We start from the raw sequence: 22,536 nt of genomic DNA on the forward strand, positions 1-22,536 counted from the left end.
TCTCCTATATTTTTTTCCCTATTATAAATATATTATTTTTATTAGCTAAATCAATACATTCTTTTTGATTTAAAAATATCATTTTATTAGCTTGTGCAACAATACCTTTAAATCCATTTTTTATTGCATTTTCAATAGTAGATAATCCAATTACAGGAATATCTACTCTTGTATCTTGCTGAGGTCTTGCCATCTTAACTAAAATATTATTTTTATCCGAATATTCTCCAGCTCTCTTTATAGTTTTATCTGTTCCCTCTATTCCTTCAACTGCTATAACTGACATTTCTCTACAAACAACACTTTGACCAATGTCAAGTCTACTTAAAAGTCTTGCTGCTTCCATGCCAATAGAAATAGTCTTTTCATCTTCTTGACTTGGTTTCATTTCGGTATAACATTTATTTTCAAAAATAAATTTTTTCATTAAATAATTTTGACCTAAAACCTTTATTCCATTTAATCTTAAAAAGCCAATTATTGCAAATAATAAAGTTTCATCTTTTTTATCTGGAACTATTTCCATCATTTTTTGACCATATTCGTCCAATTCAAGATTTTCAAAAATTATTTTTTTTTCAATTTTTCCTAACATTACTATCTTATTTATATTATTCAGTAACAAATATTTTACGATACTACCTATATTTCCTACATTAAATTCAATATAATTTGGCTCTTTTTTTATTTCTTCGTCAACAGATGAAAAAAGACCTATTGGATAAAGTGAAATGTTACTATTTTTTGCTTCCTCTATAAAATATAGAGGGAATTTCCCATTTCCCACAATAAGTCCTATTTTTTCCATTATCTAGTTATCCCCCTATTACTATTTTTTATAAAATCTACTAGATACATAATATTTTTATCTTCCTTAAATTGTACTTCAAGTTCAGCTAAAGCATCTTTTAGCTGTAAACTTTGTCTAAATAAAATTCTATAAGCCTTTTTTAAATTTGATAACTGCTCATCTGTAAATCCTCTTCTTCTTAGACCAACACTATTCAAGCCTCTAACTTCAGCTTTATTTCCTTCTGCCAGTACAAAAGGACAAATATCTTGGTTTACAGCACTTGCCCCACCTATCATGCAATATGAACCTATTCTTGTAAATTGATGTACAGGAGTAAGCCCACCTATAATTGCATGACTATCTACAACAACATGTCCTGCTAATGTAACATTATTTGCAAGTATACAATCATCTCCAACTATAACATCATGAGCTATATGTACATAGGCCATAAGTAAATTTCCACTACCTATTCTAGTTTCCCATCTATCATCAGTTCCCCTATGAATAGTAACAAACTCTCTTATAGAGTTATTATTTCCAATAATAGTTTTTGTTGGCTCACCTTTGTATTTTAAATCTTGATTTGCTTTCCCAATAGAAACAAAGGAATAGATAGTATTATTTTCTCCTATTTCTGTTATACCTTCTACAACAACGTGTGATTGTAAGACTGTACCTTTTTTTATTGTAACATCTTTTCCAACTATACAGTAAGGGCCAATCTTTACCCCATCTTCCAAAATGGCACCCTCTTCTACGATAGCTGTGCTATGTATATCTACCATTTCTCCTCCTAACTATTGATCTGCAATAACAAAAGTGAAACTTGCCTCTGCTACAACTGCATCATCAACATATGCTTTTCCAGTAGCTTTAACAAAATTTCTCTTTATTTTATCAACTTTTACATCATATATTAATGTATCTCCTGGTCTCACAGGGTTTTTAAATTTTGTGTTATCTATTGCTGCGAAATAAGGAACTTTTCCTTCCACACCTTCCATTACTAAAACACCTAAACATTGAGCCATTCCCTCAACAATTAAAACTCCTGGCATTATAGGATGACCTGGAAAATGTCCATTAAAAAATTCTTCATTCATTGTAACATTTTTTTTACCTTTTATTGATTGTTCTTCCTTATTCATTTCTAGAATTCTATCAACTAACAAAAATGGGTATCTATGTGGTATCCTTTTCATTATTTCTAAAATATCTAACATCTTTTATATTCCTCCTAACTTTTATAACTTAGTATTGTAACTAGTATATCATACTTTTTCTAACTTGTGTTATCAAATAAAAAAATAATTTAAAATTAAATTTTATCTAAAATTCTTGCAAATTCAACATCTATTAAATGTCCTGCTTTTATTGCAATTATATGAGCTCTTATAGGTCTATTTAATATCTTTAAATCACCTATAATATCTAGCATTTTATGTCTTACAAATTCATCTTCAAATCTTAATCCGTCTGGATTTAAAACTCCATCTTTTTTTATTACTATGGCATTATCTAGGCTTCCTCCTAGAGCCAAATTATTTTGTTTTAAATATTCAACTTCATAATCAAATCCAAAAGTCCTTGCTGGTGCAATTTCTTTTCTATAATTTTCCTCAGTTATTTCAAATTCAGCTAATTGTGATTTTAAAAATGTATGTTCAAATCTTATAGCATAAGTTAATTTATACCCATTATAAGGTAAAGCTATTAGATGTTTATCTCCTTTTGATAAATAAACAGGTTCTTTTACGACTATTTCATTTACTTCTTCATTTAAATCTACTATACCAGCTTCATTGAATAAATCTAAAAATTTAATAGCACTTCCATCACAAATAGGTAACTCATTTCCTGTTAACTCTATTGTTAAATCAGTGATTCCAGCAACATATAAAGCCGATAAGAAATGTTCTATTGTAAATACCATAGCACCATGTTCATTCTTTAGATTAGTCCCTCTTGTTAAATCAAAAGTATTTTGATAATCTAATTCAATTTCATTTTTTCCTTCAGGCATATTTAACATTTTAAAAACTATTTTTCCACTTTCTGATGGAATTAGTTTCATTTTTATTATCTCACCTTTATGTAAGCCTATTCCATTATATTCTATTGTATTCTTTAAAGTTTTTCTATTCATATCGTACCTTTCTATTATACTTTAGTTAAAAATTTATTAGCTATAATTACAGCAATTTCTTTTATACCATCAACAAATTCAACTGAAATCTTTTTATCATTAATTGATTTCACTACGCCCAAGCCAAATTTTTTATGCATTACTTTATCTCCAACTTTTATACCCATTGAAGAAATTATTTTTTGAGCTGGTGTATCCAATTTTATTGTATTTTTAGTATCAATTTCTATTCTCTTTTTAAAAGTATGAGTTTCCTCCCTTTTTTCTATTTCATCTGAAAAATATAAATTCTTCTTTTTCTCTTGAATTTTTAATAAATCTTTTGGAATTTCTTCTAAAAATAGAGAAGGACTCATTATTTTATCTATTCCATACATAAACCTAGTTGTTGCATGAGATAAATATAATTTTTTTTCTGCTCTTGTCAATGCAACATAACAAAGTCTTCTTTCTTCTTCAAGTTCTTTCGGCTCTACCATAGACCTTTCACTTGGAAATATACCTCTTTCAAAACCTACTAAAAAGACTATAGGAAATTCCAATCCTTTTGAGTTATGGATAGTCATCAGTTTTATAAAATCACTATTTTCATCTAAATTATCTGTTGCACTAACTAATGATACATTTTCTAAAAATTCATTTAAAGCTAGATAATCTACTACTTTTTCTAGTTCAAGAATGGAGTTTTTAAATTCTTCAATATTTTCCTTTCTTGTTTCATGGTTGTCGTACTCTTCTTCTAAATAATCATAATATCCTATCTTATTTAGTAATGTATCAACAATATATGAAGTTGTTTCTGTTTGTAAAAATTCTTTTAAATCATTTATCATACTGTATAATTGTAATAATTTTTCTTTACTAATAGTTGTCAGACCTGTTATTTCTTCTACAAATTTCAGACTTTCGAACAGACTTAAACCATTATCTCTTGCATAGTCTTGGAGTTTTTCTATACCCCTTTCTCCTAATTTCCTTTTAGGAATATTAATTATTCTTAAAAGATTTAATTCATCTTTAGGATTTACTAATACAGATAAGTAAGCTAAAACATCTTTAATTTCTGCTCTTGAATAAAAACTTACTCCTCCAAAAACTTTATAAGGTATGTTATATCTTAATAATCCTTCTTCAAATACACGAGATTGAAAATTAGTTCTATATAATATAGTCATATCTTTATAAGAAACTCCGTTCTGATACTTTTCTCTTATTATATCTATTACCTTACTTACTTCATCTCTAGCAGTATCACATTCTAATACTTCTATTGCTTCACCTTTTCCATTTTGTGTCCATAATTTCTTATCTTTTTTTGAAGTATTATTTTTTATAACTTCATTAGCTGCTTCCAGTATTGTAGATGTTGACCTATAATTTTCTTCTAATTTTATTATCTTTGCATCTTTATAATTTTCTTCAAAATTAAGTATATTTAGAATATTTGCTCCTCTAAATCCATATATACTTTGGTTTTCATCTCCTACTACACAAAGATTTGAAAATTTTCTTGCTATCAAGTCTATTAATTTATATTGCAAATTATTAGTATCTTGATATTCATCTATCATTATATACTTATATTTATTTTGAATTTTTTCTAAAATTTCTTCATTTTTTAACAGCTTATATGTATTCAATAAAATATCAGAAAAATCCATTGCATTGTTTGCCAACAAATATCTATTATACTTATCGTATATTTCATCAAAATTACTAATGATATAAGTAGCTTCCCTTATATCACTAATTTCTTCTTTTACTTTAGAAATCCATGCTATAATTTCTCTTTCTACTGATTTATCTCCATTTTTACTATTAACTTTAAAACCTTTTAAAATTTCTTTTAGAACTCTTTTTTGGTCATCTGTATCATAGATTGTAAATGATGAAGTATATCCTATTTTATCTGCATATATTCTTAAAAGTCTAACTCCAAAAGAGTGGAAAGTTGAAATTGTACAGTTGTTTGCAATATCTCCAACTAAATCTACAACTCTTTCCCTCATTTCTTTTGCTGCTTTATTTGTAAATGTTACAGCTAAAATATTATAAGGGCTTATTCCTATATTTTCTATCATATGAGCTATTCTATATGTTATCGTCCTTGTTTTCCCAGAACCTGCTCCAGCTAATATTAAAATTGCTCCATCTATTTGTGAAGCTGCTTCTCTTTGTTTATCGTTTAACTTTTTTAACAAGTTTAAATCCATTTTAAACCTCCTATATTGCTTTAATTATAACATACTTTTAATGTATAACAAAACAATTGATTTTTATCATGTTAAAAATAATTCTTTTAATTCTTTTATATTATTTCGACTTACAGGAATAGTTGTAGAATAATTTTTTAATTTTATTATCCAAGATGAATTAAACCATTGCTCTATTTCAACTATTTTATCAAGATTGATAATATAAGATCTATGACATCTATAAAAATTATATCCCTCTAACATCTCTTCCCATTTTGAAATTTTAATCTTGCTTACATATCTTTTTTTATTAGCAAAAATTAAAGTTTCTTTTTCATTTGCTTCAATATAGTCAACATCACTCAAAGATAAAACATAAATTTTTTCATCCATATTTATAGTGATTTTTTTTAAAGATGTATTTCTATTTAAAATATTATCTACACTTTTAGTACTCACTAAAGACTTTAATAAATTTCTTATTCTTTCCTCTGAATATGGTTTTAATAAGTAATCAAAGGCTTTTACTTCAAATGCATCAACTGCATAATCTTTGTAAGCTGTTATAAAAATTATCTTTACTTCCGGATAGATTTTAGAAATAATTTTCCCTAGATTAATCCCATTCATATCTGGCATATTTATATCTAAAAAAACTACATCTATTTTATTCTTTTCTAAAAAGTTTAATGTATCTAAAGGACTTTCAAACTCCTCTATTAACTTAATTTCCTTTTCTTCATTCAAAAAATATTTTAATTCTTCTCTTGCAGGTAATTCATCTTCTACAATTATACAATTAATCATAATTTACACCTCCAAGTATTTTAAATTTAATTCTTGTTCCCTTATTCAATTTCGTTATATTCAATCCTTTTCCATATAAAAGTTTTAATCTTTGATGCACATTCTTTAAGCCTATATTTTCTTCAATTTTACTATCTAGGCTATCTATAATTTCTTGTTTTATTCCAACTCCATCATCTTCAATAATTACTTCAATATCTTTTCCAATTTTTTTTATTTGTAATAAAATATTTCCTTTTTCACTCTTTTTCAATATTCCATGTTTTATACTATTTTCTACAAGTGGTTGTATTATTAAACTTGGAATTTTAAAATTATATAAGTTTTCATTTATATCATACTTTATATTAATTTTTTCTCCAAACCTTGCTTTTTCAATTTTTATATATGTATCCACTTGATTAAGCTCATTTATTAATTCAACACTTTTTAAATTATTATCTAGATTATACCTTAAATATTTAGATAAATCTATTGTAACTTCTCTTGCTTTCTCAGGATTTATCCTTATTAAAGCAGCCATAGTGTTTAAAACATTAAATAAAAAGTGCGGATTTATCTGAGATTGCAGAGCTTTTATTTCTGAATATTTTACCAATGATTTTAAATTTTCAATCTTACTGATTTCCATTTGAGTAGATATCAAATGAGAGAGTCCTATCATTAAATATCTATTTTTTTCTGTAATTTTTTCAGCCGTATCAAAAAATATTTTCATTGTTCCTATAACATCATTTTTCTCATTAAGTGGAAGTATGATACAAGATTTTATATTTGGTGAAATATATAAAAATTCCTCAATTATTTCTTCTTCATCTTTAATAACAACTTTTACCTCTCCATCTTCTATAGCTCTTTTTGTATCTTCACTTTTAATTTCAGTCTTTTCTATATTTATTTTATCAAATGAAAACCCTGCTATTATTTCATTTTTATCTGTAATAACAGTAGCCTTAGCTCCTAAATCCTCTGAAATAATTCTACAAACTTCATTAAGTGCAGTAAAATCTTTAAATTCTCTAAAATAAGGTAATGTTTTATTTGCTATACTTAAAGCTAACTTTGCCTGATTTCCTGCAATCAATTCACTTTTTTCTATTATATCTTCAACTATTAAAATCAATATACTAGCTCCAATTGCATTCATCATAACCATAGGGATATAAAAATTTTTAACAATATTTTGTGCTAAATCTTTATTTTTTAAAAAAATTAATATAAACATCATACTCAAATTTTCTACAATAAATCCCATTAAAAAAGCTACAGCACTCTTACTCTTATTTTTTGTGAATTTTTCAAAGTATGCTATTATAAATCCTCCTAAAATTGTGGCTATTGCACAAGGAAGAGCTGTTTCTCGTCCTACATTTACAAACATTCTATGAAAGCCTGCAACGACTCCTGTTATAACTGCAACATAAGGTCCACCTAAAATTCCTCCAGCTACAACTCCTACATTTCTTGTATTCAGTATAGCCCCTTGAAAATTTAAACCAATATAGGTTCCACTTATTGCTAATAATGAAAAAAAGAAAGATAAAATTACTATATCTTTACTAGTTTTTCCTTTATTTTTTATTACTAAATTGCTTCTATCAATTTTTATAAAGAAAAAGGCTATCATCGAAGAAAAACCAATATTACTTATCAGATGTATAATAAATTGTAAATTCATTCTATTTACTCCCTTTTATTAAAACTTTTATTTTTAGTATAACAGATTTTTTTATTTTATGAAAACTTTTTTACATCTCATGCCTTTAATCTAACATTTAATTCTTTTTCAAATAAAAAAATAGAAAATAATATATAATACTTAAATAGAGAAATTAAACAAAATGTATATTTTTATGTTAGGAGGCGTATACTTATGTATAGTTTTATTGGTTCTATTATTGCACTTGTACTTGGTTACTTATTTTATGGAAAATTTGTTGACTCTATTTTTGGTTCAGATTCAACTAAGATAACTCCAGCAAAAAGATTATCTGATGGTGTTGACTATGTTGAAATGGGCTGGGCTAGAGCGTTCCTAATTCAATTTCTTAATATAGCTGGAACAGGACCTATCTTTGGTGCTGTTGCTGGAGCTTTATGGGGACCAGCTGCTTTTATTTGGATTGTTTTTGGTTGTATTTTTGGAGGAGCTGTTCACGATTTTCTATTAGGAATGATGTCTGTTAGACAAGATGGGGCTTCTGTTTCTGAAATAGTAGGAGAAAATTTAGGACTAACTGCTAAACAAATAATGAGAGTTTTCTCAGTTGTTTTACTTTTACTTGTTGGAGTAGTATTTATAATGAGTCCTGCTCAAATTTTAAAAGATATCACTGGAATTAGTTATGAAGTATGGTTAGCTGTTATAATAATCTATTATCTATGTGCAACTGTATTACCAGTTGATAAGGTAATAGGAAAAATTTATCCTATATTTGGTTTATCATTATTAATAATGGCTGTTGGTATTGGTGGTGGATTGATTATAAATAACTATAACATACCAGAAATAGCATTTGTAAATATGCACCCTGAAGGAAAATCAATTTTCCCTTACCTATGTATTTCAATAGCTTGTGGTGCAATAAGTGGTTTCCATGCAACTCAATCTCCTATGATGGCTAGATGTCTAAGAACTGAAAAAGATGGTAGAAAAGTTTTCTATGGTGCTATGATAGCAGAAGGTATAATTGCATTGATTTGGGCTGCTGCTGCTATGTCTTTCTTTGGAGGTATTCCTCAATTATATGAGGCAGGTTCAGCTGCTGTTGTAGTTAATAAAATTTCTGTTGGAATTTTAGGAAAAGCTGGAGGAGCTCTAGCATTACTTGGGGTTGTTGCTTGTCCTATAACTTCTGGAGATACTGCTTTTAGAAGTGCAAGACTTACTCTTGCTGATTCAATGAAATACAAACAAGGACCTATAGTTAATAGATTTGTTGTTGCTATTCCTTTATTTGTAATTGGTATTGCTTTATGTTTCATTCCATTTGCAGTAATTTGGAGATACTTTGGTTGGTCAAACCAAACATTAGCAACTATTGCTTTATGGGCAGCTGTTAAGTATTTAGCAAACAGAGGTAAAAATTTCTGGATTGCTTTAATCCCAGCTATCTTTATGACTATTGTTGTAACTTCATATATTATTGCTGCTCCTGAAGGATTTGTAAGATTCTTTGGTGAAATGGATATCCATCTAATAGAAAATATTGCTATTGCAATAGGTTGTGTATTCTCACTTGGATGTACTGTAGCATTCTTTATGTCAAATAAAAAAGAAGCACTTATAAAAGAATAATTATAAAATTTTAAATTAAAATAAAAGGTATTCAAATTCTACCAATCGATAAAGATTGTATGAATTGAATACCTTTTTAATTTATATTTTAGAAACTGGAATATATAAAGTACCTATATCTTTACGAGAGTATTTATCTTTAAAATCAATTTTTTCAGTCAATTCATAAGATTTTTTTATAGCTTCATCTAAGGTATTTTCTATTGCAACTATATTTAAAACTCTTCCACCATTTGTATAGAAATTTCCTTCTTTTTCACTAACTCCAGCAAAGAATATTTTTTCATTTTCAGAATTATTATTTACTTTTTCAAGTCCTTGTATAATATTTCCTTTTTCATATTTTACAGGATATCCTCCTGCTGCCATTACAACACAACAAGCAGATTTCTTTTCCCATTCAATTTTAATATCTTTTAATTTTTTATTAAGACCAGCATTTATTACTTCTAAAAAATCTGATTTCATTAATGGTAATACTGCTTGAGTTTCAGGGTCTCCCATTCTCATATTATATTCAAGTAAATAGACTTCTCCTTTAGCAACCATTAGTCCAAAAAATATTATTCCAGAAAAATTCATTTTTTCTTCTTTAATTCCCTTTAATGTAGGCTCTAATATATTCTTAATAAACTTTTCTTCAACAACTTTTGTATAATATGGATTAGGAGCTATGACTCCCATACCTCCAGTATTCAATCCTGTTTCTTTTTCAGAAATCTTTTTATGATCTTTTGCTGAAATAAAAGGTACTATAACTTCAGAATCTGTTATTGATAACACAGATATTTCAACTCCATCTAAAAATTCTTCTATAACTACTGTATCCCCAGCAGAAGCAAAAACTTTATTAAGCATCATATCTTTTAAAGTTTCTTCAGCTTCATTTCTATTTTGAGCTATAACAACGCCTTTTCCAGCTGCTAATCCACTTGCCTTTATAACAACTGGATAAGACATTTCATCTAAATATTTTATGGCTTTATCTAAATCTGTAAATGATTTGTATTTAGCTGTTTTAACTCCATATTTTTCCATAAAATCTTTAGCAAATGCTTTAGACCCTTCAAGCATAGCAGCTTCTCTATTAGGACCAAATATAGCTAAATTATTTTCTTTAAATTTATCAACTATTCCATCAACTAATAATTCTTCACTGCCAACTATTGTTAAATCTATTTTTTCTTTTATAGCAAAATTTAAAATGTCATTAGAAGTTTTTAAGTTTATATTTTCACAATTTTTAATTACTTTATTATAAGCATTTCCCGGTGCTGCATATATTTTAGTAACTTTTGGATTTTGTGAAATTTTCCATGCTATAGCATGCTCTCTTCCTCCTGAACCAACAATCAAAATTTTCATTATTCCTCCCAAATTTAATTTTAATGTTTAAAATGTCTTAATTTAGAAAATATCATTGAGATATTATTTTTATTACATTCTTCAATAGAATCTTTATCATTTATAGAACCACTAGGTTGAATAATAGCTTTAACTCCATACTTCCCAGCAAGTTCTACAACATCTTTAAATGGGAAAAATGCATCTGATGATAATACAATATCTTCTACATTAAATCTTTCTTTTGCTCTTTCTAATGCTTTTTCAGCAGCCCAAATTCTGCTTACTTCTCCTCCACCTATTCCTAAAGTTTGAGAATTTTTTGCAACTACTATTGCATTTGATTTTACATATTTAACCACTTTTAAGGCAAAAATTAAATCTTTTTCTTCTTCTTTTGTAGGCTTAATATTAGTAACAACTTCTAAACCATCATATAAAGAATGATTGGCGTCTTGAACTAATATTCCACCATCGACTTTCACTAATTCTTTTCTATCAGTTGGTTTCTTATTACATTCAATTAATCTTATATTTTTCTTTTTGCTCAATATTTCTAAAGCCTTATCAGAAAAACTTGGTGCTATTATAATTTCTAAAAATATTTCATTTAATAGTTTTGCAGTAGCTTCATCAACTTCTCTATTAAATGCTACTATTCCACCAAAAATAGACACTGGGTCAGTTTCATAAGCTTTTTTGTATGCTTCTTCCATATTACTTCCTAATGCAACTCCACAAGGTGTTGAATGTTTTACTGCACAACAACAAATTTCATCAAATTCAGATACGACTTTCCATGCAAGATCCATATCTCTTATATTGTTAAATGATAATTCCTTACCATTTAATTGTTTAAAACCATTCATAGCACCATCAGACATATTATCTATATAGTATGCAGCTTTTTGATGTGAATTTTCTCCATATCTCATTTCCATAGACTTTTTATAAGAAATATTTAAATATTCTGGGAAATCTTCATCTAATAAGAATTGTGATATAGCTGCATCATATGCAGAAGTCAAATTAAATACTTTTCCTGCTAATTTTTTTCTAGTCTCATAAGAAACATCATCAGACTTATTAATTTCTTCTTTTATAAGTTCATAATCTTTTACATCTGAAATAACAACTACATCTTTAAAAGACTTTGCAGCAGATCTAAGCATTGTAGGTCCACCAATATCAATAAATTCAATTTTTTCTTCAAAAGATAAATCTTCTTTTACTTTTTCAAAGAAAGGATATAGGTTTACTATAACATAATCAATGGTATCTATATTTCTTTCTTTTAAAGTTCTCATATGTTCTTCATTATCTCTTAATGCTAAAATTCCACCATGTATATTTGGATGTAAAGTTTTAACTCTACCATCTAACATCTCTTCAAAATTTGTTATTTTACTAACTTCAATGACTTCGATATTATTTTCTTTTAAATATTTATATGTTCCACCAGTAGAAATAATTTCTATCCCTTTACTGACTAAGAATTTTGAAAAATCCAATATACCTGTTTTATCGTATACTGAAATTAAAGCTCTCTTTTTCATTAATTATCCTCTTTCATTAATTATTTCTTTTACAACTCTAGGCAAAAGTTTCCATTCTCTTTCTAAGACTATTTTTTGTATTTCTTCAGGAGATTTTGCCATACTGATATCAACTTTATCTTGCCCTATAATTTCACCTGCATCAACATCTGATGTAACATAGTGAACTGTACAACCACTTTCCTTATCTCCATTTTCAAAAACTGCTTGGTGAACTTTTAGTCCATACATCCCTTTACCTCCATATTTTGGAAGTAATGAGGGATGTATATTTACAATTTTATTTTTATATTTTTCTAATATTTCTCCATCTAATATAGATAAAAATCCTGCTAATACTATTAAATCAGGTTTTTTTTCTTCAAATATCTTTAACAAATTTTTTGAAATTTCTTTATCTCTATTTAGAAGAATAAAATCAATAGCATGTTCTTCTGCAATATTTTTTGCCTTACATTCTCTATCAGCAATTATACAATCTATTCTTATATCATTTTTTATTAGTTGCAACATATTAGTTCCACTACCAGATACTAACACTATTATTTTAAACATAAAGAATGGTCTCCTTTTTCAATATGTCCTATTTCATAAGCAGTTTCCCCTAATGAAGTTAGTAATTCAATAATAGGTTCAACATCTTTTTCTTCTACTACTAAAGTAAAACCTACTCCCATATTAAAAGTTCCAAATAGTTCTTCTTCTTTTATTTTACTTCTTTCAGCAATTAACTTAAATATTTCAGGGACTCTTACCTTATCTCTAAATACTACTGGTGATAAATCTTTTCCCATACAACGAGGCAAATTTTCAAATAGACCTCCACCTGTTATATGTGCCATACCATTTATATTAAATTTTTCTAAGACTTTCAGTATAGGCTTAACATAAATTTTTGTAGGAGTTAGTAGGACATCTCCCATAGTTACATTTTCTCCGTATTCTTTCAAAGAAACTTTTTCATTGTAGTCAGTAAATACTTTTCTTACTAATGAATACCCATTACTATGAAATCCACTTGAAGCCACTGCTATTATTTTATTTCCTTCTTTTACCTTTGAACCATCTATTAAATTATCTTTTTCAACTATTCCAACACAAAAACCAGCTATATCATAATCTTCTTCTTTATAGAATCCTGGCATTTCTGCTGTTTCTCCACCAACTAATGCAGCATAAGATTGCATACATCCTTCAGTAACTCCAGAAACTAATTGCGCAGCAATTTCTGCATCTAATTTTCCACAAGCTAAATAATCTAAAAAAAATAGAGGTTTTGCACCATGACACAACACATCATTAACACACATTGCAACACAGTCTATACCAACTGTATCATATTTTTTTTGTTTCATAGCTATTTCTAACTTTGTCCCAACTCCATCAGTTCCAGAAATTAAAACAGGATTTTTATATTGCCCTAATTCATACATTGCTCCAAAACTTCCCAAATTTGTTAAAACAGATTTATTATGAGTTTTTAAAACATTTTTCTTCATAAGCTCAACAGCCTTGTATCCTTCTTCTTTGTCAACCCCTGAATCTTTATAAGATTTTATCATTAATCTCTATCCTCCATTTTTTTATTTAAAACAATCTAAATTACAATTCAAACCTTTTAGTGCTTTATTTAAACTTTCAAGTGATAAATAGCCAAGTGAAGTTGCTCCTATATAATCTTTAATTTGATCCACAGTCATAAGATTTCCAATTAATTCTTTATCAGTTGATAAATCAATTCCAAAATATGATTCCCTAATAACTACTGGAGAAGCTGATCTAAAATGTACTTCTTTTGCCCCTGCTTCATATAATATTTTTATTAATATTTTTGAAGTTGTTCCTCTAACAAGTGAATCATCAACCACAACTATTCTTTTATCTTTTATTAAAGTTTTCATAGCATTTAATTTTAATCTAACAGCCATTTCTCTTGAAGCTTGAGTTGGAAGTATAAATGTTCTTCCTATGTATTTGTTTTTTAAAAGAGCTGTTGCATAGGGAATACCACTAGCTTCTGAATATCCTATTCCTGCTGGAACTCCAGAATCTGGAACTCCTATGACTAAATCTGCTTCAATCGGATTTTGCTCATACAAATATCTTCCACAAGAATGTCTCATTTCATATACACTTAGACCATCTATTACACTATCAGGTCTTGCAAAGTAAATATACTCAAACGATGAATAAGATCTTTCTTTTGTTTCATTATATTTTATAGATTCTATTCCATTTTCATCTATAATGATCATTTCTCCAGGTTCAATATCTCTAATAAATTTTGCCCCTACACTATCAATAGCACATGATTCAGATGCTAATATATACATTCCGTCTTCAAATCTACCTAGACAAAGAGGTCTTTTCCCTAATGGATCTCTAACTCCAATCAATTTATCTTCAACTATTAAAGCTATTACAAAGGCTCCCTCTAATTCTTTAATTGTATTTAAAACAGCTTGTTTATATCCTAATTTAGCATTTTTTCCTATAAGTTTTAATATAATTTCTGTATCTGTATCAGATTGTAAAACAGATCCAGATTCATACAATTCATCAATTATTTTCTCTGTATTCTTTAAGTTACCATTTTCAACTATTGAAATTTTACCTAGTAAGGAATCTCCTCTTAATGGTTGATAGCTACGAAATGAACTTCCTCCTTCTGCTGAATATTTAACATGTCCAACAAGAATATTTCCAATATAATTTTTTAAATCTTCTGTTGAAAATATATCTGAAACTAATCCTTTTCCTTTTATTGTTTTATGCCTTATTCCTTCAGAAGTTTCTGTTATAGCATCACATAAGGAAATTCCTGCACTTTCTTGACCTCTATGTTGTAAAGCATATAATCCGTAGTAGGCTATACTTATTAAGTCATCTCTAACATTTTTTGAGTATAGTGCAAATATTCCACCATCTTCTATTTTTAATTCTCTTACTGCTTTAAAATTTTTCATTAGTTTTTCCCACCTAATCTTTTAAAAATTTCTAAATATGCTTCTTCTATATTTCCTAAATCTCTTCTAAATCTATCTTTATCTAATTTTTCTCCTGTTTCTTTATCCCAAAATCTGCAAGTATCAGGAGTTATTTCATCTGCAAGTAAAATTTCTCCTTTTGAATTTTTACCAAATTCTATTTTAAAATCTACTAAAGTTATTCCTAATTTATCAAATTTTTCTTTTAATAAATTATTAATTTTTGCTGTTATAGCATAAATTTCTTTTAATTCATCATAAGTTGCAAGACCTAATGCTACTGCATGATGATCATTTATTAAAGGATCTCCGTATTCATCATTTTTATAACAAATTTCAAATATAGTGTTTGTAGGTTTAGTTCCTTCTTTTATTCCTAATCTTTTTGCCATTGAACCAGCAATTAAATTTCTTACTATAACTTCAAGTGGAAATATTTGAACTCTTTGACATAATTGATCTCTGTCATTTAATTTTTCAACAAAATGAGTTTTTATTCCGTTTTCTTCTAATAAATGGAATATTACTGTTGTTATTTCATTATTCAAAATTCCTTTATTATGAATAGTCCCTTTTTTAGCTCCATTTCCTGCTGTAGCATCATCTTTGTAGTGAACTATGACTAAATCCTTATCAGTTGTTTCATATAATTGTTTAGCTTTTCCTTCGTAAATAAATTTTCCTTTTTCCATTTTATTTCCTCCTAATTTTATATATTACTATAATTCAACATGTATATTTTTTTTAAAATCTTCTTTCATTTCTTTTCTAAATTCTTTAAGTTTTTCTTTTAATTCTTTATTAGCAACAGCTAAAATTTCAACTGCCAACATCCCTGCATTATAAGAATTATTAATTCCGACTGTAGCTACTGGTATTGATTTAGGCATTTGAACTATTGAATATAGAGCGTCTAAACCTTCTATAGCACTTTTTATTGGAACTCCAATTACAGGTAAAGTTGTTTTTGAAGCTATAACTCCAGGTAAGTGAGCAGCAAGTCCAGCTCCAGCAATAATTACTCCATAGTCATCTTTTTCAAAATTTATTAGTGTTTCTTCTAATAATTCTGGAACTCTATGTGCTGATAAAACATGAGCTGAGTACTCAACTCCAAATTTTCTAAGGCAATCAGCAGCACCTTTCATTACATCTAAATCTGACTTACTTCCAAATATAATTCCTACTTTCATTTTTCCTCCGTATTATTTAAAGTATTTTACTCCATTTAATATTATATTTTGATTTTTGTTTCCACTTATATTTTTAAAAGTATCTCTTGAATATCTTTCACAATGTCCCATTTTTCCTAAAATTCTTCCATCTGGAGAAATTATTCCTTCTATTGCTAGTGAAGAGCCATTAGGATTAAATCTAAACTCATTAGTTCCATTCAAATCAAAATCAACATATTGAGTTGCTACTTGACCATTTTCAACTAATTTTTTCAATACTTCATCACTTGCAAAAAATCTTCCTTCTCCATGAGAAACTGGTATATCAAATGTTTCTCCAACTTCAAAAGATGATAACCAAGGAGAATTATTAGTTATAGTTTTAACTTTTACCATTTGAGATATATGTCTACCTATTTTATTAAATGTAAGTGTAGGAGAATTTTCATCAACTTTTCCTATTTCTCCATAAGGTAATAGTCCTGATTTTATTAATCCTTGGAAACCATTACATACCCCTAGAATCAATCCGTCTCTTGATAATAAAGCATTTATTTCATCTCTTAATTTTGGATTTTGTAATACAGCTGCTATAAATTTACCTGAACCATCTGGCTCATCTCCTGCACTAAATCCACCAGGCAATACAAATATTTGTGAATTTCTCATATCTTTACATATTTTTTCTATAGATTCATTCAAACTTTGTTGACTTAAATTTTTAAGTACAGCTATTTTTGATTCAGCTCCACTTTCATTAAATTTGTTATACATATCGTATTCTGAATTTGTTCCAGGAAAAGCTGCTATCAATACTCTTGGTTTAGCTAAAGTGATAGAAGATTTATATATCTTAGGTTCATTCTTTTTTATTGTTAAGTCATAGTTTTCTTTTTCACTTTCTAAATTATATGGAAATACTGGAGCTAATTTATTAAGCCACGCTTTTTCAACTTCTGATAAGTTAATTTTTTCTCCGTTTACTAGTCCTACAAATTCATCTTTAACTTCACCTAAATAAATAGCATTTTCATAATTTAACTCTTCTTTACTTTCAACTATTATAGAAGCAGGTTTTAAACTAAATAAATCTATATCTTTATTTACTATTTCAAATCCTAATCTATTTCCAAAACTCATTTTTGTTAAAGCTTCAGCAACTCCTCCAGCTTTTATAGTCATAGCAGAAACTATCTTTTTATTTTTAATATTTTCTAAAATAAAATTGAAATTTTCTTTCAACTCTTCACTGTTAAATAAGAAATCATTTTTATTTATTTTATTTTCAATTAAATATATTTTATTCTTTTCTTCTTTAAATTCTGTAGATATTACATCATTTACATTAACAGAACTTACTGCAAAAGAAATTAATGTTGGAGGAACAGTTATATCATTAAATGTTCCACTCATTGAATCTTTTCCACCTATTGCTGCTATTCCAAAATCTTTTTGGGCTTTCATAGCTCCTAATAAAGCTAAAAATGGTTTTGACCATTTATACTCATCTTTCCCTAATTTTTCAAAATATTCTTGAAATGATAGTCTAGCTTTTTTATAATCTACTCCAGTAGCTACTAATTTAGCTAGAGATTCAACAATAGCATAAATTGCTCCATGATAAGTAGACCACTCACTAATATATGGATTAAATCCCCAAGTTATAGCTGAAGCAGTATCTGTATTTTTATCTAAAACAGGTAATTTCATCACTGATACATCTATCGGTGACATTTGATATTTTCCACCAAATGGTGCTAGTACTGTCCCTGCCCCAACAGATGAGTCAAACATTTCAACTAAACCTTTTTGTGATACAACATTTAATTTTTTAATATTATGTAACCATTTTTTTTCTAAACTACTTTCTGATGTTTTAAATTTTTCAAAAACATTTTCTTTATCATAATCTCTAACTTCAATATTAATATTTTGTTTAACACCATTAGTATTTAAGAAATCTCTTGAAATATCAACTATAGCTTTACCTTTCCAATTTAATGTAAGTCTATTTTTATCTGTAACATAACCTACAACTGTACCTAATAAATTTTCTTCATCAACAAATTTTAAAAATTTTTCAGTATCTTCTTTAGCTACAATTACTGCCATTCTTTCTTGAGATTCTGATATAGCCAATTCTGTTCCGTTCAGTCCATCATATTTTACAGGAACTAAATCAAGGTTAACTTCAACTCCATCAGCTAACTCTCCTATAGCAACTGAAACTCCCCCAGCTCCAAAATCATTACATTTTTTTATTAACTTAGTTGCTTCAGCATTTCTAAATAATCTTTGAATTTTTCTTTCTTCTGGTGCATTTCCTTTTTGTACTTCAGCACCACATAAAAGGAGTGACTTATCATTATGTTCTTTTGAAGATCCAGTTGCTCCTCCACAACCATCTCTTCCTGTTTTTCCACCTATAATGATTATACTATCATTAGGTTCTGGAGTTTTTCTAACCACATTTTCAACAGGAGCTGCTGCAACAACTGCACCAACTTCCATTCTTTTTGCTTTATAGCCATCATGATAAACCTCTGATACTAATGAAGTTGCTATTCCTATTTGATTTCCATATGAAGCATAACCACTCGCTGCTCCAGTTGTTATTTTTCTTTGTGTTAACTTTCCTTTTAATGTTTCCTCAACACTTTCTAAAGGATTCCCAGAACCTGTAACTCTTATAGCTTGATATACATATGCTCTTCCAGATAATGGATCTCTTATGGCTCCTCCTAAACAAGTAGATGCTCCTCCAAAAGGTTCTATTTCTGTTGGGTGATTATGAGTTTCATTTTTAAACATCAATAACCACTTTTCAATACCTTTTTTACCTTCAAAATCTTCAACTTCGACATCTACATATATAGAGCAAGCATTATTTTCATCAGATATTTCTAAATCATCTAATTTACCTATTTTTCTTAAATGTTTTGCAACTATAGTTGCCATATCCATTAAAGATACATCTCTTTTTTGAGATACATCTTTTTTTAATTCTAAGTATTCATTAAACTCTTTCTCAACTAATCTACCAAATTCAGAATCTGGAAAACTTACTTTATTTATTTTTGTCTCAAATGTTGTATGTCTACAATGATCAGACCAATAAGTATCTAAAACTTTTATTTCAGTCTCAGTTGGATTTCTAAAAATTTTTCTAAAATGTTCTTGTATAAATTTAAAATCCTCAAAGCTCATTGATAGACCTAATTCATCTCTCATATTTCTTAATTCAACTTCTGTTAAAGCAGTAAAATTATCATATACTGGAACTTCTAAATTAAAAACTGTATTTTCTTTTTCTAATTTTGATAAATCTTTCTCTCTTGTTTCAATAGGATTTATATAGAATTTTTTTATTTTTTCTAAACTTTCAAGGCTTAAATCATCATTGAATATAACAATTTTTGATGTTAAAACTTCAATATTTTTATTTTCATCAGTAACTATATCAATACTTTGCTTTGCTGAATCTGCTCTTTGATCAAATTGTCCTGGCAAATATTCAATAGCAAAATATTTTTTGTTTTTTAAATCAAACTCTCTTGTTATTTTATCTGTAACTGGTTCAGATAAAACCATTTTTTCGATTTTTTTGATATTATCTTCATCTCCAGAAAGATTAAAAATATCATAGCAATTAATTAATCTAACTTCTTTTAAATCATTGATAGATAATTCCTCTCTAAATTGTTTTCCCAACCTTTTTGCTTCCAAATCAAAATTATTCTTTTTTTCAACAAAAAATCTTAAATTCAGCATATACCCTCCAAAATATTTTTTATAATAAATAAAGTCTCTTGACAGCCGTATAAATTATACGAGCTCAATGAACACAGGCTCTTCGAACTAATACGGACGTCAGAGACTAATTTTCATTATTTGATTTTATAATTTCCTATAGAATAAAAAAATCTGAGTAAATTATACTCAGATTACACTTCAAACATATATTTATAAGAATTCGCAACTATCCCAAGAAAAATAGTGTTTTTTTTTCTAGATTTTACCTTATTTTCTTTATTTAATCTATTCATTGTATCCTCCAAAAAATTATAGCATACAAAAATAATAACCATACAAAAAAATACAGTAAAATATTTTCGTAGCTGATTGATTTACGGTCAACCGTAGGGACGCTCTTCCTTATTTTGAGCTTATACGAATCTTTATTTTTTCTATGTTTCTATAATACACTATTTTTTTTATTTTGTAAATAGTAGATAAAAAATATTTTTTATTATTAAAATTATTTCTATAAAAATAAATTTTAATTTCCCAAAAGATAGCCCCGATGTCCGTATTAGTTCGAAGAGCCTGTGTTTATTGAGCTCGTAGAACTCATACGGCTATCAGGGGCTATAATAAGGTTGACAAATTGAAATTTATAAGATTGTAATATAAGAATAAGTGTGATAAGATAAAAATAGAATATATGATATAACTAATAAATTTTAGAAAGGAAAGAAAAAATGTTTACACAAGAATTATTTTATAGCACTATTTATATAGCTGGGATTTTATCGTTTTTTTCTCCATGTATTTTCCCGGTTATACCTGTTTACTTATCAATATTAAGTAATGGAGAAAAAAAATCTATTAGTAAAACCATAGCATTTGTCATTGGACTTTCAACAACATTTGTTATATTAGGTTTTGGAGCTGGAATTATAGGAGAAATATTTTTCAATGAAAAAGTAAGAATTATTGCTGGTATAGTAATTGTTATCTTAGGACTATTTCAAATGGAAATTTTAAAATTGAAATTTTTGGAAAAAACTAAAATGATCGAACATAACACAGAAAAAACTTCAATTTTTTCAACATTTTTATTAGGGCTAACATTTAGTTTAGGTTGGACACCTTGTGTTGGGCCAATATTAGCTTCTATACTTGTTGTTGCAAGTTCATCAAACGATGTAACTAAAAGTATCTTATACATGCTTGTTTATGTGTTAGGAATGGCAACACCATTTATTATATTCTCACTTGCTTCAAAAATTTTATTCAAAAAAATGTCATTCATAAAAAAATATTTGCCTCTTATCAAAAAAATTGGAGGCTTACTAATTATTATTATGGGTATATTATTAATCTTTAATAAACTAAACATTATTTTAACTATTTAAGAAAGAAGATGATTTTATGGAAATATTAAAAAAAGTATTAATTCCATTATTTTTTATATTAATTTTAGGAACTTATTCCTTTGCTAGAATAAGTCACAATCAAAAAAATATTTCAAAAGGAGAAGATATTTCAAAAATGGAAAATATAAAAGAAATATATTTAGCTGGGGGTTGCTTTTGGGGCGTTGAAGAGTATTTTTCTAGAATAGACGGTGTTGTGGATACTGTTTCTGGTTATGCAAACGGTTCTTTTGATAATCCAAGTTATGAAGATTTAGTTTACAGAAATTCTGGACATGCAGAAACTGTTCAAGTAATTTATGATAGTTCTAAAATTTCTTTGGATACTATTCTAAGATATTATTTTAAAATCATTGACCCCACAAGTTTAAATAAACAAGGCAATGATACAGGTGTTCAATATAGAACAGGAATATATTATGTTAATGATGAAGATAAAGAAATAGCTCAAATTCTTCTAAAAGAAGAACAAAAAAAATATTCTAAACCTATCGTTGTAGAATTAATAAAATTAAAAAGATTTGACAAAGCAGAAGAATACCATCAAGATTATTTAAAAAAGAATCCTAATGGTTACTGTCATATAAATTTAAATACAGCTAACGATGCATTAATAGATGAAAGCAAATATTCTAAATTAGAGGATAATGTATTGAAAGAAAAACTAAGTGATTTAGAATATCAAGTTACTCAAAATGCAGCAACTGAAAGAGCATACACTCACGAATACTATAATAAAGATGAAGATGGGATTTATGTTGATATTACCACAGGAGAACCTTTATTCAGCTCAAAAGATAAATTTGACTCAGGTTGTGGTTGGCCAAGTTTTACAAAGCCTATTGCAACTGAAGTTATAAACTATAAGGAAGATCACTCATACGGTATGGATAGAGTTGAAGTTAGGAGTAGAGTAGGTAAAGCTCACTTAGGTCATGTTTTTGAAGATGGACCTAAAGCAAAAGGTGGACTTAGATATTGTATCAACGGTGCTTCTTTAAAATTTATTCCTTATGATGAAATGGAAAAAGAAGGGTATGGAGATTTAAAAAAATATGTCAAATAACCAAATA

General features: G+C 27.5%; 17 protein-coding genes, 1 pseudogene and 1 riboswitch. Of the genes and pseudogenes, 3 read left to right on the forward strand and 15 right to left on the reverse strand.

What is annotated here, in order from left to right:
• Positions 1 to 4: 4 nt before the first annotated feature.
• From BQ2505_RS06240 to BQ2505_RS06270, 7 genes are all read right to left on the reverse strand, one after another.
• Positions 5 to 808: an LpxI family protein gene (locus tag BQ2505_RS06240; protein WP_074016909.1), complete on the reverse strand. Its 804-nt coding sequence runs from the start codon at positions 806 to 808 to the stop codon at positions 5 to 7.
• Positions 808 to 1,581, reverse strand: a complete 774-nt coding sequence (lpxA, locus tag BQ2505_RS06245; RefSeq protein ID WP_074016910.1) for an acyl-ACP--UDP-N-acetylglucosamine O-acyltransferase — start codon at positions 1,579 to 1,581, stop codon at positions 808 to 810. The genes BQ2505_RS06240 and lpxA overlap by 1 nt, the downstream gene beginning before the upstream one ends.
• A gap of 12 nt (positions 1,582 to 1,593) precedes the next feature.
• The gene (gene fabZ, locus BQ2505_RS06250; RefSeq protein ID WP_074016911.1) at positions 1,594 to 2,019 is read right to left on the reverse strand and encodes a 3-hydroxyacyl-ACP dehydratase FabZ; all 426 of its coding nucleotides are present in this window, start codon (positions 2,017 to 2,019) and stop codon (positions 1,594 to 1,596) included.
• Positions 2,020 to 2,114: 95 nt separating this feature from the next.
• Positions 2,115 to 2,942: a UDP-3-O-acyl-N-acetylglucosamine deacetylase gene (gene lpxC, locus BQ2505_RS06255; protein ID WP_074016912.1), complete on the reverse strand. Its 828-nt coding sequence runs from the start codon at positions 2,940 to 2,942 to the stop codon at positions 2,115 to 2,117.
• Positions 2,943 to 2,956: 14 nt separating this feature from the next.
• Positions 2,957 to 5,155 (reverse strand): ATP-dependent helicase, encoded by a 2,199-nt coding sequence (locus BQ2505_RS06260; protein ID WP_074016913.1) that lies wholly within the window; start codon positions 5,153 to 5,155, stop codon positions 2,957 to 2,959.
• Between the two features lie 66 nt (positions 5,156 to 5,221).
• A complete protein-coding gene (locus BQ2505_RS06265) occupies positions 5,222 to 5,944 on the reverse strand; it encodes a LytR/AlgR family response regulator transcription factor (RefSeq protein ID WP_074016914.1) in 723 nt (240 codons plus the stop codon).
• On the reverse strand, positions 5,937 to 7,622 hold the full coding sequence (locus tag BQ2505_RS06270) for a sensor histidine kinase (protein WP_074016915.1): 1,686 nt from the start codon (positions 7,620 to 7,622) through the stop codon (positions 5,937 to 5,939). Before BQ2505_RS06270 ends, BQ2505_RS06265 begins: the two co-directional genes overlap by 8 nt.
• Before the next feature lie 195 nt (positions 7,623 to 7,817).
• Between BQ2505_RS06270 and BQ2505_RS06275 the strand changes: the two genes are divergently transcribed.
• Entirely contained in the window at positions 7,818 to 9,242 is a 1,425-nt protein-coding gene (locus BQ2505_RS06275) for a carbon starvation CstA family protein (RefSeq protein ID WP_074016916.1), read from the forward strand.
• Positions 9,243 to 9,323: 81 nt separating this feature from the next.
• Here BQ2505_RS06275 and purD read toward each other — a convergent pair whose 3' ends face one another.
• Genes purD through BQ2505_RS06315 form a run of 8 tightly spaced genes read right to left on the reverse strand, consistent with a single transcriptional unit; the run spans position 9,324 to position 20,075 of the window.
• Positions 9,324 to 10,607, reverse strand: coding sequence for a phosphoribosylamine--glycine ligase (gene purD / locus BQ2505_RS06280; protein WP_074016917.1), 1,284 nt, complete (start codon positions 10,605 to 10,607; stop codon positions 9,324 to 9,326).
• A gap of 20 nt (positions 10,608 to 10,627) precedes the next feature.
• The gene (purH, locus tag BQ2505_RS06285; protein WP_074016918.1) at positions 10,628 to 12,142 is read right to left on the reverse strand and encodes a bifunctional phosphoribosylaminoimidazolecarboxamide formyltransferase/IMP cyclohydrolase; all 1,515 of its coding nucleotides are present in this window, start codon (positions 12,140 to 12,142) and stop codon (positions 10,628 to 10,630) included.
• A gap of 3 nt (positions 12,143 to 12,145) precedes the next feature.
• Positions 12,146 to 12,697, reverse strand: a complete 552-nt coding sequence (gene purN, locus BQ2505_RS06290; protein WP_074016919.1) for a phosphoribosylglycinamide formyltransferase — start codon at positions 12,695 to 12,697, stop codon at positions 12,146 to 12,148.
• On the reverse strand, positions 12,685 to 13,704 hold the full coding sequence (gene purM, locus BQ2505_RS06295) for a phosphoribosylformylglycinamidine cyclo-ligase (RefSeq protein ID WP_074016920.1): 1,020 nt from the start codon (positions 13,702 to 13,704) through the stop codon (positions 12,685 to 12,687). The genes purN and purM overlap by 13 nt, the downstream gene beginning before the upstream one ends.
• 21 nt (positions 13,705 to 13,725) lie before the next feature.
• A complete protein-coding gene (purF, locus tag BQ2505_RS06300; protein ID WP_074016921.1) occupies positions 13,726 to 15,108 on the reverse strand; it encodes an amidophosphoribosyltransferase in 1,383 nt (460 codons plus the stop codon).
• Positions 15,108 to 15,821, reverse strand: a complete 714-nt coding sequence (gene purC / locus BQ2505_RS06305; RefSeq protein ID WP_074016922.1) for a phosphoribosylaminoimidazolesuccinocarboxamide synthase — start codon at positions 15,819 to 15,821, stop codon at positions 15,108 to 15,110. The genes purF and purC overlap by 1 nt, the downstream gene beginning before the upstream one ends.
• Positions 15,822 to 15,848: 27 nt before the next feature.
• Positions 15,849 to 16,322, reverse strand: coding sequence for a 5-(carboxyamino)imidazole ribonucleotide mutase (purE, locus tag BQ2505_RS06310; RefSeq protein ID WP_074016923.1), 474 nt, complete (start codon positions 16,320 to 16,322; stop codon positions 15,849 to 15,851).
• 12 nt (positions 16,323 to 16,334) lie between these two features.
• Entirely contained in the window at positions 16,335 to 20,075 is a 3,741-nt protein-coding gene (locus BQ2505_RS06315) for a phosphoribosylformylglycinamidine synthase (protein WP_083232325.1), read from the reverse strand.
• Positions 20,076 to 20,399: 324 nt separating this feature from the next.
• Positions 20,400 to 20,498: riboswitch (purine riboswitch) on the reverse strand.
• A 287-nt stretch (positions 20,499 to 20,785) separates the two neighbouring features.
• On the opposite strand from BQ2505_RS06315, the gene BQ2505_RS06320 reads away from it, so the two are divergent.
• A complete protein-coding gene (locus tag BQ2505_RS06320) occupies positions 20,786 to 21,442 on the forward strand; it encodes a cytochrome c biogenesis CcdA family protein (protein WP_074016924.1) in 657 nt (218 codons plus the stop codon).
• 88 nt (positions 21,443 to 21,530) lie between these two features.
• Positions 21,531 to 22,529, forward strand: a pseudogene (msrAB, locus tag BQ2505_RS06325) (bifunctional peptide-methionine (S)-S-oxide reductase MsrA/peptide-methionine (R)-S-oxide reductase MsrB); the annotation flags it as partial.
• Positions 22,530 to 22,536 lie beyond the last annotated feature (7 nt).

The organism is Fusobacterium massiliense (assembly GCF_900095705.1).
Lineage (GTDB): Bacteria > Fusobacteriota > Fusobacteriia > Fusobacteriales > Fusobacteriaceae > Fusobacterium > Fusobacterium massiliense.